15 protein-coding genes are annotated in these 17,753 nt (G+C 67.0%); 5 read left to right on the forward strand and 10 right to left on the reverse strand.

Annotation, left to right across the window (positions count from 1 at the left end; genetic code table 11):
* Positions 1 to 13 precede the first annotated feature (13 nt).
* From NUV79_RS04415 to NUV79_RS04440, 6 genes are all read right to left on the reverse strand, one after another.
* Positions 14 to 1,213, reverse strand: a complete 1,200-nt coding sequence (locus NUV79_RS04415) for an aminotransferase class V-fold PLP-dependent enzyme (RefSeq protein WP_257731862.1) — start codon at positions 1,211 to 1,213, stop codon at positions 14 to 16.
* Between the two features lie 41 nt (positions 1,214 to 1,254).
* Positions 1,255 to 1,743, reverse strand: a complete 489-nt coding sequence (locus NUV79_RS04420) for a RidA family protein (RefSeq protein ID WP_257731863.1) — start codon at positions 1,741 to 1,743, stop codon at positions 1,255 to 1,257.
* Positions 1,744 to 1,750: 7 nt separating this feature from the next.
* Complete coding sequence (locus tag NUV79_RS04425; RefSeq protein ID WP_257731864.1) at positions 1,751 to 2,563, reverse strand: amino acid ABC transporter ATP-binding protein; 813 nt, start codon at positions 2,561 to 2,563, stop codon at positions 1,751 to 1,753.
* A 12-nt stretch (positions 2,564 to 2,575) separates the two neighbouring features.
* Positions 2,576 to 3,211 carry an amino acid ABC transporter permease gene (locus tag NUV79_RS04430; RefSeq protein WP_257731865.1) on the reverse strand — a complete coding sequence of 212 codons (636 nt, stop codon included), beginning with the start codon at positions 3,209 to 3,211 and terminating at the stop codon, positions 2,576 to 2,578.
* A gap of 4 nt (positions 3,212 to 3,215) precedes the next feature.
* Positions 3,216 to 3,884: an amino acid ABC transporter permease gene (locus NUV79_RS04435; RefSeq protein ID WP_257731866.1), complete on the reverse strand. Its 669-nt coding sequence runs from the start codon at positions 3,882 to 3,884 to the stop codon at positions 3,216 to 3,218.
* 166 nt (positions 3,885 to 4,050) lie between these two features.
* Positions 4,051 to 4,923, reverse strand: coding sequence for a transporter substrate-binding domain-containing protein (locus NUV79_RS04440; protein ID WP_257731867.1), 873 nt, complete (start codon positions 4,921 to 4,923; stop codon positions 4,051 to 4,053).
* A gap of 466 nt (positions 4,924 to 5,389) precedes the next feature.
* On the opposite strand from NUV79_RS04440, the gene NUV79_RS04445 reads away from it, so the two are divergent.
* Positions 5,390 to 6,916: an ABC transporter substrate-binding protein gene (locus NUV79_RS04445; RefSeq protein ID WP_257731868.1), complete on the forward strand. Its 1,527-nt coding sequence runs from the start codon at positions 5,390 to 5,392 to the stop codon at positions 6,914 to 6,916.
* A 66-nt stretch (positions 6,917 to 6,982) separates the two neighbouring features.
* On the opposite strand, the gene NUV79_RS04450 is transcribed toward NUV79_RS04445, so the two are convergent.
* Entirely contained in the window at positions 6,983 to 8,308 is a 1,326-nt protein-coding gene (locus NUV79_RS04450) for an NAD(P)/FAD-dependent oxidoreductase (RefSeq protein WP_374678835.1), read from the reverse strand.
* Between the two features lie 51 nt (positions 8,309 to 8,359).
* The gene (locus tag NUV79_RS04455) at positions 8,360 to 9,106 is read right to left on the reverse strand and encodes a GntR family transcriptional regulator (protein WP_257731870.1); all 747 of its coding nucleotides are present in this window, start codon (positions 9,104 to 9,106) and stop codon (positions 8,360 to 8,362) included.
* 213 nt (positions 9,107 to 9,319) lie between these two features.
* Between NUV79_RS04455 and NUV79_RS04460 the strand changes: the two genes are divergently transcribed.
* From NUV79_RS04460 to NUV79_RS04475, 4 genes are read left to right on the forward strand one after another with little or no spacing between them, the layout of a single operon-like run.
* On the forward strand, positions 9,320 to 10,333 hold the full coding sequence (locus NUV79_RS04460) for an SIS domain-containing protein (protein ID WP_257731871.1): 1,014 nt from the start codon (positions 9,320 to 9,322) through the stop codon (positions 10,331 to 10,333).
* A 15-nt stretch (positions 10,334 to 10,348) separates the two neighbouring features.
* A complete protein-coding gene (locus tag NUV79_RS04465; RefSeq protein WP_257731872.1) occupies positions 10,349 to 11,185 on the forward strand; it encodes a PfkB family carbohydrate kinase in 837 nt (278 codons plus the stop codon).
* Positions 11,186 to 11,200: 15 nt separating this feature from the next.
* Positions 11,201 to 13,252: a hydantoinase/oxoprolinase family protein gene (locus NUV79_RS04470; RefSeq protein WP_257731873.1), complete on the forward strand. Its 2,052-nt coding sequence runs from the start codon at positions 11,201 to 11,203 to the stop codon at positions 13,250 to 13,252.
* The gene (locus NUV79_RS04475; protein ID WP_257731874.1) at positions 13,252 to 14,856 is read left to right on the forward strand and encodes a hydantoinase B/oxoprolinase family protein; all 1,605 of its coding nucleotides are present in this window, start codon (positions 13,252 to 13,254) and stop codon (positions 14,854 to 14,856) included. Before NUV79_RS04470 ends, NUV79_RS04475 begins: the two co-directional genes overlap by 1 nt.
* Positions 14,857 to 14,916: 60 nt before the next feature.
* Here NUV79_RS04475 and NUV79_RS04480 read toward each other — a convergent pair whose 3' ends face one another.
* The gene (locus NUV79_RS04480; protein ID WP_257731875.1) at positions 14,917 to 16,014 is read right to left on the reverse strand and encodes an ABC transporter ATP-binding protein; all 1,098 of its coding nucleotides are present in this window, start codon (positions 16,012 to 16,014) and stop codon (positions 14,917 to 14,919) included.
* A 2-nt stretch (positions 16,015 to 16,016) separates the two neighbouring features.
* Positions 16,017 to 17,738: an ABC transporter permease gene (locus NUV79_RS04485; protein WP_257731876.1), complete on the reverse strand. Its 1,722-nt coding sequence runs from the start codon at positions 17,736 to 17,738 to the stop codon at positions 16,017 to 16,019.
* Positions 17,739 to 17,753 lie beyond the last annotated feature (15 nt).

Below are 17,753 nucleotides of genomic sequence, written 5' to 3' on the forward strand. Positions count from 1 at the left end.
GCGCGCCGGTCCGTCAATCCGGCCATTTCGCCAGCGAGGCGGCGCGCCGGTTGCGGCGTTCGATCAGCGGCGACGCGATGATCGTGTTGCTGCGTCGCGCCGTCTCCAGTTCGGTGACGATGCGCTCGGCGACGATCTCCTCCTGGTCCGGGTGCAGGTTGCAGGGATCGAGGTAGAAATGGCCGTGCTCGACCTCATGGTCGCGCACGATTACCGGCGGCGTGCCGCGCGCCAGCGCGTCGGCGAGGTCCCAGGCGGTGATATGCGCCTGCTCGGGGTCGACGGAGAGCTTCATCCGGTCGAGCGGGTTGTTCGTCGGGTCGGGCTCGATCACGGCAGTGACGCCGGGGCGGTCGCTGAAGCGGGTGAGCCAGAGATCCAGCGCGCGCTGTTCGCGGGCCCTGATACCGGCATGGTCGCGCTTCTCCCAGGCTTCCAGGGCTGCCATGGTGCCGAGCACGCTTTCCTTGCCGATCTTCATGCCGCGGCCGATGCCGCCATTCTGGATGAAGGCGGCGCGGACCAGCGCCTTGCGGCCGGCGACGATCCCGCCGGTCGGCCCGCCCAGAAACTTGTGCGAGGAATAGAGCACGATATCGGCGCCGGCTTCGAGGAAGCCGCGCAGATCGTATTCGGAGGCCGCATCGACGATCACCGGTACGCCGCGCTCGTGGCAGATCGCCGCGAACTCGTCGAGCGGGAGCAGGCCGTACTGCACCGTATGATGCGAGACGACATAGAGGGCTGCCGCCGTGTGCTCGGAAATCGCCCCCGCGAGCTGATAGGCGCGGGCGCTGGTGGCCTGCCCGACGACGATCGGCGTCGCACCCGCAAGCCGGATCGCCTGGTCGACGGGCGCACCATAGCCGACCATGTGGCCCATCATCACGACAACCTCGTCCTTGAGGCCGCTGGCGTCCGGCAATTGCTCGACGGCGTAGAGATCGTCGCCGGTCATGGCGCCCGCGATCGCCAGCGTGATCCCGGCCGAGCAGGAGGCGGTGACGAAGCCGGCCTCGCTGGCGCAGAGCCGCGCGATCACGGCGCTGGCCTTGCGCTGGAGATCGTCGATCTCGACGAATTGCGGCAGGATCGCCGTCATCGCCGCGACCGCCTCCGGCACCACGATCGAGGCGCCGAGCGCCGTCATCGTTCCCGAGACGTTGATGACCGGGCGCAGGCCCAGCGACGGGCGGATATCGGAAGCAGACATGGCATTCTCCTGGGCGGCAGGGCGCGGGGCGTTGGCCCCGGTCATGAGATGGCGACGATCGCCTCGATCTCGACGGTGATCTGTCGGGGCAGCGAGCCGAAGCCGACCGCCGAACGGGCGTGCTTGCCGGCCTCGCCGAAAACGGCGACGAAGAGGTCGGAGCAGCCGTTGATGACGGCCGGGTGGTCGCTGAAATCGGGCTCGGCATTGACCATGCCGAGCAGCTTGACGACACGCCGCACGCGGCCGAGATCGCCCAGCGCCTCGTGCAGCACGGCAAGCAGGTTGAGGCCGGTCAGCCGGGCATGGTCGTAGGCCTCGGCGACGCTGACATCGCGGCCGACCTTGCCAGTATGGAGCCGGCCATCCTCATGCGTCGGCCCCTGGCCGGAGAGGTAGATCAGGCCGCCTTCCTGGACATGGGTGGCGAAATTGCCGATCGGTTTCGGCAGTTCGGGCAGGGTGAGACCGAGCTCCGCCAGCCGCCTGTAGGGCGTCGTGTCGGGAAAGGTGGAAAGCACTGCGTTCATGGTGTCCTCACGCCGGATTGGGGCGGAAGCCGACGAAGCGCGACAGGAAGGAGCGCAGCCGCTCATGCGGCTGCTCGCCGAAGACCTTCGCGGGCGGGGCATCGATCACGATCCGGCCCTGGTCGGTGAAAACGACGCGGTCCGCCACCTCCTGCGCGAAGGCCATTTCATGGGTGACGAGGATCATGGTCCGGCCCTCGGCGGCGAGTTCCTGCACCACGGCCAGCACCTCGCCGACCAGCTCGGGATCGAGCGCGGAGGTGATCTCGTCGAGCAGCAGCACCTTCGGCTCCATCGCGACAGCCCGCGCGATGCCGACGCGCTGCTGCTGGCCGCCCGACATCTGCGAGGGCAGGGCATCGACCTTCGCCGCGAGCCCGACGCGCGCCAGCCATTTCTCGGCGATGGCGCGTGCCTCGGCCTTGGAGCGCCCGCGCGATTTCATCAGGCCGAGCATGATATTCTCAGCGGCGGTGAGATGCGGGAACAGGTTGAACTGCTGGAACACCATCGCCGCATCGACGCGGATCGCGGCAAGCTCGCGGTCGCTGCGGCGCTTCCGGCCGCCCGCGCCGTCGCGATAGCCGACCTCGGTGCCGTCGATGCGGATCGAGCCGCCGTCATACTCCTCGAGGAAGTTGATGCAGCGCAGCAGCGTGGTCTTGCCGCTGCCGGAGGGGCCGATGATCGCGACGACCTCGCCCTTGCCGACGCGAAGATCGACGCCCTTCAGCACCTGGTTGGCGCCGAAGGACTTGGTCAGGCCCTCGATCGCGATCACCGGTGTCCCGGCGGAAGCACGGGCATCCGTCTCGGCCATGGATGCCTCCTTTCAGACGAAGCGCTTCTCGAGCCGGCGGCTGAGCGCCGAGAGCGGGAAGTTGATGGCGAAATACATCAGCGCGCCGATGAGATAGAGCGGCAGCGCCACATGGGTGCGCCCGATCACCTGCTGCAGCGACAGCATCAGGTCGACGATCCCCAGCAGCGAGACCAGCGAGGAGCCCTTCACGGTGTCGACGACGCTGTTGACGAAGGGCGGCAGGAAACGGCGCACGGCCTGCGGCGCCAGCACATGCACGAAGCGGTCGAACAGGGTGAGCCCGATCGCTTTGGCGGCCTCGGTCTGGCCGGTCGGGATCGACTGGAACGAGCCGCGCGTGATCTCGATGATCTGCGCCGATTTGAACGCCGTCAGCGCGACGATCGCGGCGAGCAGGCTGGGCAAGTTCACCTTGATCGCAGGCAGGCCGTAATAGACGAAATAGAGCAGGACGAGGATCGGCACGCCGCGCACGAAATCGGCATAGAGCCGGATCGGCGCCCGCGCCCAGAGCGGCCCGAAGGCGAGCACGCAGCCGAGCGGCAAACCGACGATCAGCGACAGCACGATCACGCAGGCCGAGACCAGCAGGGTCATCAGCAGGCCGTCGACGAGGAAGGGCAGGGTCTGGATCAGCGTTGCCATGCCGTCACCGCGCTATTCGATAGCGCCGCTCGGCGAGGCGCAGCAGCAGCAGGATGGCGTAGCTGGTGATCAGGTAGATCGGCGTCGCCAGCAGATAGACCTCGACGGTGCGGAAGGTCTGGGTCTCGATCCAGCGCATGCCATAGGCGAGCTCGGGCACGGCGATGGCCGAGGCGATCGAGGTGTCCTTGAACAGCGAGACATAGGTGTTGGAGAGCGAGGGCAGGGCGATGCGCATCGCGGTCGGCAGGCGCACATGCCAGAGCACCTTCATCGGCGTAAGCCCGATCGACTTGCCGGCCTCGACCAGTCCGCGCGGCACGGCTTCCAGTCCCGCCCGCATGACTTCGACGAGATAGGCGCCGGAATAGATCGACAGCGTCGCGACGAAGGAGGTGACCGCGTCATATTGCAGGTCGATGGCGCTGGGGATGCCGTAGAAGACCAGATAGACCAGCAGCAGCAGCGGCACGTTGCGGACGAATTCGACATAGGCCGCGATCAGCGGGCGCGCCCATTTCGGCCCGTCGAGGCTGATCAGCGCCAGCACGAGGCCGATCGCCATGCCGATCGCGATGCTCGCCGCCGCCAGTTCGAGGCTGAGCAGGAGCCCCTCGAACAGCTTGCCGGCGTAGCGCCAGACAATCGCGAAGTTGAAGTGATAGTTCGCCATGGTCCCGAGGGCTTGAGCATCGGCCCGAAAAGTGGGTCGCGGTTTTCGGCAAAGCCGATGCAGGATCAAGGAGTTAGAGTATCGGGCTGAAGCCCGATACTCTAACCGGGCGCCGGGGAAGAAGGGCGCGAGGCGCGCGCCCTTCCGTCTGCGAAGCGTGGAACGCTCAGAAGCGCGGCAGGCCAGGCTGGCGCTGCGGCGGCTCGGCGCCGAAATAATCCCTCGCCGCCGCGTCGTAGAGCTCGTTCTGGTGCCCGAAGATCGCGATGTCGAAGGTGGTGTTGACGAAGCGCACCCAGTCGGGGTCGCCCTGCTTCATGCCGGCGCCATAGAGCATCGTGTTCCAGGACTTGCCGGCATCGGCATATTTGTCGGGATGGCGCTTGGCGAGCCACCCGACGGTGGAGAGGTCGACGGCGGCAGCATCGACACGCTTCGAGTCGAGCGCCAGGATGACGTTGGCCTGGCTGTCGATCTGCATTACGGTCGCCTGCGGCAGCACCTTCTTGACCGAAGCCTCGGCATCGACATTCTGCAGGATCGAGACGCGGGCCGAGGAGCCGGCCTTGAGCAGGGCGTCGAAGCTCTTCTTGTCGCTGTCCGGCCGGGTCAGGAGCGCGATGCCCTCGACATAGTAGGGGCGCGAGAAGGCGATGAGCTGGGCACGCGCCGGGGACATGGTCATGAACTGGATGACGATGTCGACCTTGCCGGTATTGATGTTGGGGATGCGCTGGGCTGCGTCCTGCCGGACGAACTCGACCTTGCTTGCGTCGTCGAACAGCCCCTTGGCCAGGATACGGCCCATGGTGATGTCCATGCCGACGAGCTGGCCCTTCTCGTCCTCGAAATGCCAGGGTGCATTGGTGGAGCCCGTGCCGACGATCAGCTTGCCGCGATCCAAAACCGTGCGCAGCAGGCTGTTGGGCGCGGATTGCGCCGCAGCTTCGCGGGCTGTGCTCGCCGCGGCGGCCAATGCGAGGCCGCCGACCAGTCCACCCTTCAGCAGAAACCTTTTGCCTTCATCCGTCTCGCTCATTGGCGATACCCCTCTTTGCAAGATTAATCCATAATTGCAGAATATATCTTGTAGTAAGGGATGCTAGTGAGGCTTTCGCCGGGAAGTCAAGCGTCCGTTCAACCTGTTCGGATGAATGGCTCTCACGCGGCGCGCGCTCGTACCGCGCCGACAGTCGTTGGCCATGGCTTTGGTGTATACCATCGGTGGTGAATCCGGCCGTCAAGCTGCTGGCCGAACGTTGACTTCGCTGACAATGCAACGCGTCAGGCGAGTGGAGGGAGATGATGCAAGCTGCACTCTTTGCGCCGCAATATCGGCAAGCGCTCATCAGGTGGGCGTGATCTTTCGATCCGCCATGGCGGAAGCTGCCCTTTGGTCAGAACGCCCGCATTGTGATCCGGGAGAGCATTGACAAACTGGTATACACCAAATCATTCTGCCTTCTCGGCCGTCCAGGCCGCCATAAAATTGAGAGGGGTATTCGATGCAGTCGATCTCTCGCCGTACTGTGCTCGCCGCCGGTGCAGCCCTGCCTCTCCTGGGCCTGCGGGCCCATGCTCAAGCCGGGGGCAAGGTCCTTCGCTTCGGCCTGTCGAGTTTCCCGCCGAGCCTCCAGCCCTGGCTCCATACCGGCACGGCTGCGCTGACGGTGAAGCTCCTGATCTTCCGCGGCCTGACCGGTTTCGACGAGAAGGGCGAGGTCAGGCCGGAACTCGCCGAATCCTGGGAGCGTGAGGGCGAGACCGCTTGGGTCTTCAAGCTCCGCCAGGCCACCTTCCAGAACGGCAAGCCGGTCACGTCCGAGGACGTGAAATGGACGCTGGAGCAGGTCGCCGCGCCCAATTCGACCGCCTTCATGAAGGCTGAGTTCGGCGGCGTCGAGCGCATCGAGACGCCCGATGCCCGCACCGTCCGCATCGTCATGAAGCAGCCGACGGTCACGCTGCCGATCTGGCTCGCCAGCCCGCATATGCCGATCATCGCCAAGGATTCGATCGAGGGGCGGGCGGGGCTCGGCGTCGGCGCAGGCCCCTTCGTGCTGAAGGGGCAGGAGCGCGGCGCCTCGATCGAGGTCGTGAAATTCGACAAGTACTACAAACCCGGCCTGCCCAGGCTCGATGGCATCAAGCTTGTCGCCTATGCCGACGAGAACCTGCGCGTCGCCGCCCTTCAGGCCGGCGATATCGACCTGATCGAATACGTACCCTGGCAATCGATGGGCACGATCGAGAAGGATTCCCGCCTGCGGCTCGTCGCGGTCGATGGCCCCTTCATGGGCCTGAACTTCAATGGCGGCGCCGGGCCGTTCAAGGATGTGCGTCTGCGCCAGGCGGTTGCCCATGCCATTCGCCGCGAGGATATCGTGCAGGCCGCCTTCTTTGGCCGGGGCAGCAAGCTCGAGGGCATCCCGATCCCGTCGAGCAGCCCCTATTTCGATAAGGGACGCTCCGGTTTCTGGAACTACGATCCGGCCAAGGCGAAGAAGCTGATGGCCGAGGCCGGCGTGCCGAACGGCTTCACCTGCACGCTGCTTTCGACCGCGCAATACGGCATGCACAAATCGACCGCCGAGGTCGTGCAGGCCAATCTTGCGGAAATCGGCATTCAGGCGACGCTGAACCTGCCGGACTGGGCGGCGCGCGTCGATCTCGCCGGCAAGGGCCGCTACGACTTCATGGTCCAAGGCACGACGGCGGACAATAACGACCCCGACGGCCTCGCCCCGCTGCTCGACGGCGATCTGCCCGCCAACATGGCGCGCAGCTGGCAGATACCTACGCCCGAGATCCATGCGCTCTTCGCCAAGGGCCGTGCCGAGTTCGACCCGGCCAAGCGCAAGGCGATCTATGCCGAGCTGGAGAAATCCGCTTTGGAACAGGCGCCACTCGTCGGTCTCGCCTGGCGCTCGCAGGGTTATGCGATGGTCAAAGGCCTCAGCGGCTTCAAATGCTATCCGGGCGGCACGAACTTCTTCTCGGCCTATTCGCTCGACGAGGCGGCGCTCGCCTGAGCGTCGTAGGGTCTGAACCCAGCTGGCCCGCTTCTCGGAAGAGAGGCGGGCCGTTCATGTCTCGGCTCACCCCGCCCGCGTCGTCCGCTCCAGTCGCGAAAAGCGCTCCAGCCGGAAGGGTTTGGGATCGATCATCGGCGAGCGGCCGCTGACGAGATCGGCGATCAGGCGCCCGGCGCCCGGGCCGATGCCGAAGCCATGGCCCGAGAAGCCGGTGGCGAGGAAGAAGCCGGGCAGGCGCGGGACTTCGCCGATGATCGGCACGGCATCGGGCGTGGCATCAATCAGCCCGCCCCAGCTTTCCTTGATCCTGAGATTGGCGAAGGCGGGGAAGGCGGCGATCAGGTTGCGCTTGGCCTCTTCGAGGATGGGCGCGGACGGCTTGGGATCGAGGATGCGCGTCTGCTCGAAAGGCGTTTCCTCGTCGAGCGACCAGCTGGTTTTCCGGCGCGCCTCCTCGATGAAGCGTTCGCCGATCCTGAGCCGCAATTCATGGCGCTGCCGGACGAAGGACGGCAGGAAATCGAACAGCAATCGGAAGCTGTCCGGCACGATCTCGGCCACGCTCGCGCCGCGATGGGCGATGGTGTAGCCGCCATCCTGCCGTTTACGGAAGGCGAAGTCCGAGGCGCCTACGGCATGGGTAGGCGGCCCGTCGAGCGGTTCTGTCCGGAACACCGAGCCCAGCACCTTGAGCGCCGGCAGGTCGATGCCGAGATTGCCGAGAAAGAGCCGCGACCAGGCGCCGCCCGCCAGAACGATACGCTGGCAGGCGATCCGGCCGCGCTCGGTGACGACGGCACTGACGCGCCCGCCGGCCGTCTCGATTCCGCGCACCGCGCAGCGCGTCAGCACGGTGCCGCCATGGCGGCGCAGCGCCCGCGCCATGGCCGGCACGGCCTTCTGCGGCTCGGCGCGGGCATCGCTCGGCGTGAACATCGCTCCCGCGAAGGCACGTTTGCCGCCGGGGATGACGGCGTCGATCTCGCGCGTGCTGAGCAGGCGGGAGTCGAGCTGGTAGGTCTTGGCGTGTTCGAGCCAGGCCTCGTGCTCGGCGAGCTTGGCCCTGGTGTCGGCGACATAGACGATGCCGGAGCGGGTGAAGCCGGTATCGCCGCCGACGAGCCGGTCCATGTCCTCCCAGAGCCGCATGCTTTCGAGGCCGAGCGGAATCTCGCCGGGATCGCGCCCCATGACGCGGACCCAGCCCCAGTTGCGCCCGGACTGCTCGTGCCCGACCTCGCCCTTCTCGCAGACGGTGACCGAGATGCCCTCGCGCGCCAGAAACAGCGCGGTCGTGATGCCGATGATGCCGCCGCCGATGACGACGACATCGCTGGCCGCGGGCAGCGACGCGTCCGGCTCGATGGTTTCGATGGTGATGCCCATCAGGAAGGCTCCGGCGGCGGAAGAGGGATCAGGAAGGAAGGCTGGCTACACCGCTCAGCCGCGGGCAGGGGGCGTCGAGCTGCGGAAGACGACGTGATGGGGGTGGTTGACCGAGCGCATGTACTCGACCGGCCGGCCCTCGCCGTCCCGCGCCACGATCCGCAGCACCAATGTCGGCGAGCCCGGCGCCAGCGCGAGCAGTTGGGCCTCCCGCTCCGTCGCCGTGCCGACGCTGATCTCGCGGTCGCGGATGCTGATCCCGATGCCGTAGCGCTGCCGCAGCAACTCGTAGAGCGACTGGCCGGAGAGAAGGTCTTCGGCTGACAGGCCGGGGACGCTGCCAGCCGGCAGGTAGCTCGTCTCGATGCAGAAGGCCTCGTCGTTCACGCTGCGCAGGCGCCGCGCCATGATGAGCGTGCTGCCGGTTTGGATTTCGAGACGCTGGGCGATGCTCTCGCTCGCAGCCTCCTCGCCGAAATGCAGGAGCTTGCTGCCGGGCTCGCCGCCGGCATTGCGGATGATGCGGGCAATTCCGAGCGAAGCCGACGCATCGATCGGCCGCGAAACCTGCACCAGCGGGACGCGCGTGCCGCTGGTGCCGTTGCGCTCCAGCACATTGCGCTCGACCAGCCGGTCGATCGCCTTGCGCACGGTCATGCGGTTGATGCCGAGCGCATCGGCCAGCGTCCGCTCGGAGGGAATCCGGTCGCCCGGTCCGTAATCCGGCCCGCCGATGAGGTCGAGCAGGTAATCCTGCACCTCGACATAGATCGGTTTGACGCCCTTCAGCGGGTTCGACATGCCTTGCGTCCCGGCCTCCATGCCTTTCGACGTGCGCAGCTGTCGGAATCCGAGGCGCGGCGCCTTCTTCGTCTTTAAGGCGAAACGGTCGCGGAGCGCTACTGGTCGGGAGGGGCGTTTGGGCGGCATGGAACAGGCTTGACAGTGGTTGGTATATGGAATTGGTGTATACCAATTCTCGTGCCTCATTGAAAGCCCGTCCGGGAGCCCTCCATGTCCATTGCCTTCGACCGTGACGCCGTCCTGTCCGGCCTGGAGCCGACGCGCGCCGCGCTGCCGAAAGCCTATGCGCTGGGGCAGGAGTTGGCTCCCCAGGTCGACCGCGTCTATCTCGTCGCCTGCGGCTCGGCGAACCGCGCGATGCTCGGCATCCAGTACTGGCTGGAACGCTATTCGCCGGGGATCGAGGTCCGCCGCTATTTCCCGGCAGAGTTCATGGCGATCGACCCGCCGCGCCTGAACGAGCGGACGCTGGTCCTGCTGGCCTCGAAATCCGGCACGACGCCCGAGACTGTCGCCGCCGCGCATTTCCTCAAGGACCGGCCCTGCCAGATCGTCGCCTTCAGCCAGTATGGCGAGAAGCCGCTGGCGCAGGCCGTGCCGCGGCATTTCCTGGTCGGCGACACCAGCGAATCCTTCGCCGCCATGTTCATGCTGATGCAGGCGCTGATCGGCGGCCTGATGTCGGCCAAGGAAGGCTGGCCGCTTGGCGCCAAGCTGCTGGCCTCTCTCGACGCGCTCCCGGTGGCGATGTGTGATGCGGCCGAGCAGAACGAGACCCGCGCTGCTGCCGATGCCGAGGCCTATGCTGGTGACGATCGCATCTACCATGTCGCATCGGGGCCGGGCTTCACCACGGCCTATGTCTTCGGCGTCTGCATCCTCATGGAGATGCTCTGGCTGCACAGCTACCCGATCGAGGCCGCCGAGTTCTTCCACGGCCCGTTCGAGATCGTCGACAAGCAAACGCCGCTGGTCCTGATCACCGGCGAGGATCCGAGCCAGCCGCTGATGGAGCGCGTCGTCAAGTTCTGCGACACCTATGCCGGGCGGGTGATGAACTACGATTCCCGCGCCTTCGCGATGAAGGGCGTCGACCCGGCGATCCGCCCGATCGTCGCGCCGTATATCCTGCAGGCCGCGCTCAAGCGCTTCTCGGCGCATCTCTCGGTGCTGCGCAACCAGCCCCTGACGACCCGGCGCTATATGTGGAAGGTGGCGTACTGATCGGGAGTTGCCGCGATGGCGCAGAAGCTTCTGGGATTGGGCGACAACACGGTCGACACCTATGTCGATCGTCGCCTCCAATTCCCCGGCGGCAACGCGGTCAATGTCGCGGTGCAGGCCAGGCGGCTGGGAGCGGAAACCGGCTATCTCGGCTGCCTCGGCTCGGACGAGGCCGGCAGGCTCCTAAGCCACGCGCTGAAGCTCGAGGGTGTCGATACCACGCGCTGTCGAATCCGCCCCGGCCCCAACGCGCGCGCCTTCATCGGTCATGACGGGCAGGACCGGCGCTTCCTGCGCTCCGAGCGGGGGGTACGCGGCGAATGGGGTACCTTCGACGCCGCCGACCGCGCCTATATCGCCGGCTTCGACCTCGTCCATTCCAGCATCTACAGCGAACTCGGCGATACCTTGCCGGTCGTCCGCGATGCGGCCCGGCGCCTGTCCTACGACTTCTCCGAGCGCTGGACCGACGAGAACCTCGCGGCAACGCTGCCGGCGGTCGATATCGCCTTCCTGTCGCACCCTTCCGCCTCGGATGACGATTGCCGCGCCCTGCTCGAGCGCTGCATCGGCTGGGGCGCAGGCGTGGTCGTGGCGACCCGCGGCGCAAAGGGCGCGATGGCGCTGGCCGCGGGCCGCTTCCACGAGCAGGCGGCCAGTCCTGCATCGGTGGTGGATACGCTCGGCGCCGGTGACGGTTTCATCGCCGCCTGTTTGCTGGCCATTCTGGATGGAGCCGGCATCGCAGCTGCCCTGGCAGCGGGAGCCAAACAGGCCGCGCGGGTCTGCGGCTATCAAGGTGGTTTCGGCCACGGCGTGGCGTGGGAACCTGCCGAGGTCGCTCTACCGTAAGGGAGGAAGACAGAGATGGCGTGGCGGATCGGGATCGATTCCGGGGGCACATTCACCGATGTCTGCCTGTTCGAGGACGCGACCGGCATGGTCGCGGTCTGGAAGGTGCCCTCGACGCCCGACGATCCCTCCCGCGCCATCGCGCGCGGCACGCAGGAGGGCGTCGAGCGCGTCGGCGCCAGCCCCGGCGACATCGCCTATTTCGGCCATGGCACCACGGTCGGCACCAATGCCCTGATCCAGCATCGCGGCGTGAAGACGGGGCTGATCACCACCGAGGGCTTCCGCGACCTGATCGAGATCGGCCGGCAGAAGCGGCCGGACCTCTACGATCTCCAGGCCGACAAGGCGCCGCCGCTGGTCACCCGCGACCTGCGCTTCGGTGTCGCCGAGCGGGTCCGGCATGACGGCACGGTCGAGACCCCGCTCGACGAGGATTCTGTCAGGCAGGCGGCGCGGGCTCTGAAGGCGGAGGGCGTCAAGGCGGTTGCGATCGGCTTCCTCTACGGCTTCGTCCGGCCGGAGCATGAGGAAGCGGCCAAGCGGATCGTCACCGAGGAATTCCCGGAGGCTTTCATCTGCGCCTCGCATGAGGTCGCGCCCGAGTTCCGCGAGTACGAGCGCATCTCGACCACTGTCGTGAACGCCTATCTCGGCCCGGTCATGCAGGGCTATATCCGCCGCCTCGCCGACCGCCTGAAGGAACTCGGCCTCAAGGCCGTGCCGCATCTGACGCAATCCAATGGCGGCGTCATCGGCTTCGACATGGCGGCGCGCCTGCCGGTGCGCACGGTGCTATCCGGTCCCTCGACCGGCGTCGTCGCGGCGCAGGCGATCGGCGCCATGATCGGCATCCCCAGCCTCATCACCTTCGATATGGGCGGCACCTCCTCGGACGTCGCCCTGCTGGACGACGGCGAAGCGAAGCTGGCTTCCGAAGCCAATGTCCATGGCTACCCGATCAAGGCGCCGATGCTCGACATCCACACGGTTGGCGCCGGCGGCGGCTCGCTCGCGGCGATCGATTCAGGTGGCCTGCTCAAGGTCGGCCCGCGTTCCGCCGGTGCCGATCCCGGCCCGGTCTGCTACGGGCGCGGCGCGACCGAGCCTGCCGTCACCGACGCCAATGTCGTGCTCCAGACCCTGAACCCGACGCATCTGCTCGGCGGCCGCATGCCGATCGACCAGAGCCTGTCGAAACAGGCGATAGGCCGATTGGCGGAGGAACTCGGCCTCGACCTGATGGCGACGGCGCAAGGCATCATCTCGGTCGTCACCGCCAATATGGCCAAGGCTATCCGCGTCATCAGCGTTCAGCGCGGGCATGATCCGCGCGACTACGCGCTGGTCGCCTTCGGCGGGGCAGGGCCGCTGCACGCCGCGCGGCTCGCGCGCGAACTCGACATGAAGCGCATCGTCGTGCCCCGCAATCCCGGCATCGGCTGCGCGCTCGGCCTGCTGCTGACCGACCTGCGCGCCAATTTCGCCACGACGCGATTGGCGACGCTCTCCGAGACGCTCGTCCCGGACATGGCGGAGATCTTCGTCGCCCTGCAGGAGCAGGCGGATCACTGGTTCGCGGAGGAGGGCGTCGCCTCGGCCGATCGCCGGCTGAAGCGCACCGCCGACCTGCGCTATCACGGCCAGAACTACGAGCTTGCCATCGACGTGCCGGACGGGCCGATCACGCCCGCGACCATCACGGCGCTGGCCGAGGGCTTTGCCGCCGCGCACAAGCGGCTTTATGGCTTCGTCGCGGAAGGCGAGGCGGTCCAGCTCGTGACCTATCGCGTCGAGGCGGTCGGCCTCGTGCCCAAGGCCGCGTTCCGGCCGGAGCCCGATGCCGGGCCTGATGCCTCCCACGCGATCATCGGCAGCCGCGAGGTCTGGTTCCCCGAGGCCGGCGGCTTCGTCGCCTGCCCGATCTACGACCGCGACAAGCTCAAATCCGGCAATCGCTTCTCCGGCCCGGCCATCGTCGAACAGATGGATTCGACGACGGTACTGCTGCCGGGCATGACCGCGACGGTCGAGCCCTATCTCAACCTGATCCTGGAGATGCCGTGATGACCGCACCCGCATCCGTCAGCGTCGACCCGATCACAGTCGAGGTCATTGGCTCCTCCTTCGCCTCGATCGCCGAGGAGATGGGCGAGGCCCTGGTCAAGGCGAGCTACTCGACCAACATCAAGGAGCGCCGCGACTGCTCGACCGCGCTCTTCGATGTCGAGGGCCAGACGCTCTGCCAGGCCGAGCATATCCCGATGCATCTCGGCTCCTTCATCGGCATCATCCCGCATATCCTGAAGCGCCACTCCGTCGCGGACATGAAGCCGGGCGACGTCTTCATCGGCAACGACGCCTATGAAGGCGGCGGCACGCATCTGCCCGATATCGTCCTGGCCGAGCCGGTCTTCCACGAGGGCGTGATGATCGCCTGGGCGGTCAACACCGCGCACCATTCCGATTTCGCCGATCGCGGCCACGCCCATATCTATCAGGAGGGCCTGCGCATCCCGCCGATCCGTCTCTATGACGGCGGCGTGCTGATGAAGGACGTGCAGGAGCTGATCCTGCTCAACTGCCAGGTGCCGCGCGAGCGCCTCTCCGACCTGCGGGCCCAGATGGCGGCGAACCGTCTCGGCGTCGAGCGCCTGCGCGCGCTCTGCGACAAATACGGCCGCGACACCGTGCTAGCCGCCGGCAAGGCGCTGCAGGATTATGCCGAGCGCAAGATGCGGGCCGGCATCGCCTCGATCCCCGACGGGACCTATCGCTTCTCGGATTCCTTCGACAATCCCGAGATCGACGAGGCCCTGACCTTCTCGGTCGCGATCACCGTCGCAGGCGAGGAGATGACGCTCGCCTTCGACTCGCCGCCGCAGATGCGGGCCGGCTTCAACATGGTCTACACCGCACTGCTCTCGACGGTGTATTACGCGGTCAAGACCGTGGCTGACCCGACCATCCCGCCCAATGCCGGGCTCGCCCGGCCGCTCACCGTCACCGCGACCGAGGGCACGGTGCTGAACTGCGTGCATCCCGCCGCCGTCAATGGCCGCATCGCCGCCTGCCAGCGCGTGGTCGACCTGATCCATGGCGCTTTGGCGCAGGCCGTGCCGGACCGGGTCATCGCCGCCTGCTCGGGCGCTGTCGCTTCCGCAACCTTCGCCGGCGAGCAGCCGGGCAGCGGGGAGCTCTGGGTCTATCTGGAGACGATCGGCGGCGGCTCCGGCGCCCGCACCAACAAGGATGGCCTCCACGGCGTCCATGTCCATATGACCAACACCTCGAACCTGCCGGTTGAGGCGCTGGAGCTCGAATATCCGCTGACCTTGCTGCGCTACGAGCTGGTTGATGGTTCGGGCGGCGATGGCCGGCAGCGCGGCGGCATGGGTCTGCGCCGCGTCTACCGTGCCGAGGCGCCGTGCCGGCTCAACGTCGATAATTCGCGCCTGACCTCGCGGCCCTGGGGGCTGGCCGGCGGCGGCGAGGGGCAGGGCGGCTCCTTCGCCTTCAGTGAGGGCGTCGTGCCCTTCTTCAAGGGCGACGGCGCGCTGGATAAGGGCCAGATCGTCGAGATCATCACGCCTGGAGCGGGGGGCTACGGTCCTGCCTCGGAACGCAGCGCCGAGGCGCAGGCGCGCGACAAGGCCGAGCAGCGGGGGTGAGGCGGGCCGGCGAGGGCTGTGGCCCTCGCCGTTCGCTGTGCGAAGTGGTGACGGCGCCCTTTAGGCCGCCAACCACAGCAGCGCATGTGGCGACAGCCTGAGCGTCGCGCTGCTGCGGACCTCGAACAAGCCGCTGCCGGACTGGAACGGCACGTCCACCGCGACCTCCGTCGTGCCGATACGAACACCATAGCGCACGCTGGCGCCGAGGAATTCGCGGTTGGCGACGGTGCAGGGCAGGGCCAGAATCCCATCGCCGGCCGGGCCCGCATCACCGAGACTGGCATGCTGCGGCCGGAAGACCAGCTTGGCGCCCTCCGGTACCTGCGCATCGGCCGGAACCGGCACCCGCGTCCCGCCCTCGATCTCGAAGACTCGGGTCCCGCCGCTGCCGGTCAGCTTGCCGCCGAGGATATTGGCCGTACCGAGGAAACCGGCGACGAACAGATTCGCCGGCCGCTCATAGAGCTCCATCGGCGTGCCGACCTGCTGGACGATGCCGTCATTCATCACGGCGATCCGGTCGCAGATCGTGTTCGCCTCCTCCTGATCGTGAGTGACGAAGATCGTGGTCAGGCCGAGGCGCTGCTGCAGGTCGCGCAATTCGCGGCGCACCTGCACGCGCATCTTGGCGTCGAGGTTGGAGAGCGGTTCGTCGAGCAAGAGCACCTTGGGCTCGACCGCGACGGTGCGCGCCACCGCGACGCGCTGCTGCTGGCCGCCCGAGAGCTGCGAGGGCCGCCGCTCGGCGAGATGGGCGAGCCCGACGAGGCCCAAAGCCGCCTCGACGCGCCGCTCGACCTCGGCACGCTTCACGCCGCGCTCCTCCAGCCCGAAGGCGACGTTGCGGCGCACCGTCATATGTGGCCAGAGCGCATAGGACTGGAAGACCATGCCGACATCGCGCTTCCAGGGCGGCAGGTCGGTGATCGGCTTGCTGCCGATCCTGACTTCGCCGGTATCGGCATGGTTGAAGCCGGCGATCAGGCGCAGCAGCGTGGTCTTGCCGCAGCCGGAGGGGCCGAGGAAGGCGAAGAACTCGCCCGGCTTGATCGCCAGATTGACGTTCTTGAGCACATGGTTCGTGCCGTAGGACAGGTTGACGCCTTCGATATCGACGGCGACGGCGGGCGTGGTCAGTGAGACGGTCGCGTTCATGATCAGTGGCCCATTCCCTTGGCCTTCTGGCTGCGTTCGATGATGAGATGGGAGAGGAAGGTGCAGGCCGCGACGAGGATCACCGCGACGACGCCGAGCGCGGCACCGGGGCCGCGCCCCGCCGCCGACTGCATGAAGACATAGAGCCCGTAGGCCAGCGGCGCGTCGGAGTTGGACTGCACCAGCATCAGTGTCGCCGAGAGCTCGACGGCCGCCGTCGAGAACGAGGTGACGAAGCCGGCAAGGATGCCGCCCGCCATCAGCGGCACGACGATGCGCCGGACCGTGCGCGCCTTGGTGGCTCCGAGATTCTCGGCCGCTTCCTCTAGCGAGACCGAGATCTGCTGGAGCGCCGCATAGCAGGCGCGCAGGGCATAGGGCAGGCGCCGGATCGCCAGCGCCAGCACGATGGTGATCCAGAGCGCGGCGAGCGGCGTCCCGTCCGGCAGGGTGACGCCGTAGAAGGTCCTGAGATACCCGATGCCGAGCACCACGCCGGGGATGGCGAGCGCGGCGGTCGCCATCCAGTCGAGCCATTCGCGGCCGACGAGCTTGGTCCGCAGCACGAGATAGGCGATGGCGACGCCGAGCACGACGTCGATGCCGCCGGCAATCGTCGCGTAGATCAGCGTGTTCTTGATGTAGACCGAGCTCTCGCCGAAGACGCGGGCGTAATGCGCCGTCGTGAAGGCATCGGGCAGCGGCGAATACGACCATATCGTCGCGAAGGAGAGCAGCAGCAGGCCCAGATGCGGCGCAAGCACCAGCGCCAGGATCAGGATGACGATGCCGTATCCGAACACGGCTTCCATCGGCGTCATCACCCGCTTGGCGAGGCCGCCGCCGCCGCGCTGCGTCGTGGCGTAGTCGCGCCCCTTCAGCGCCCTTGCCGAGAGCCACATCGCCAGCACCGAGGCGATGATCAGCACGACCGAGATGACATAGCCCATCGGGTCGGCGATGCCGATCGAAGTCACCCGCAGATAGGCCTGCGGCGCCAGCATGTCCTTGACGTTGAGCAGCAGCGGCGTCGCGAGATCGTCGAAGACCTTGACGAAGACGAGCGAGGCGCCGGCGAGATAGCCCGGCATCGCCAGCGGGAAGACGATGCGCCGGAACAGCCGGAAGCCCGACGATCCGAGATTCTGCGCGGCCTCTTCCATGGCGCGGTCGACATTGCGGAGCGCCGCCGAGAGGTTGATCAGGATGAACGGGAAATAATGGACGGACTGGACGAAGATGACGCCGTTCAGCCCTTCCATGAAGTCGATCTTGAAGCCGAACCAGTCGTCGAGCAGCAGGTTGATCGAGCCGTTGCGGCCAAAGAAGAGCTGCATCGCCACCGCGCCGACGAAGGGCGGCATGATCAGCGGCAGGAAGCCGAGCGTCTGGACGATGGCCGCGCCACGGAAGACGAAGCGCGTCGTGAGATAGGCCAGCGGCAGGGCGAATACCGATGCCCAGACCACAGACATCGCAGAGACATAGAACGAGTTCCACAACGAGCGCATGAACAGCTCGGTGCGGACGAAGTCGTAGAAATTGACGAGCGTGAAGGTGGAGGTGCCCTTCTCGGTGAAGGCGACATAGATCACCGTCGCCACCGGCAGCACCAGGAACATCAGGAGGAAAGCGGCGATCGCCAGCGCCAGCGCGATCTGTCCGGGCGTGCCGGCGATGCGACGGGGGCGGCGCGAGGCCGTTGTAGTGGGAATGGCTGTCATGAGATGCGGCCGGGC

This window comes from Allobosea sp. 47.2.35, assembly GCF_024655635.1.
Classification (GTDB): Bacteria; Pseudomonadota; Alphaproteobacteria; order Rhizobiales; family Beijerinckiaceae; genus Allobosea.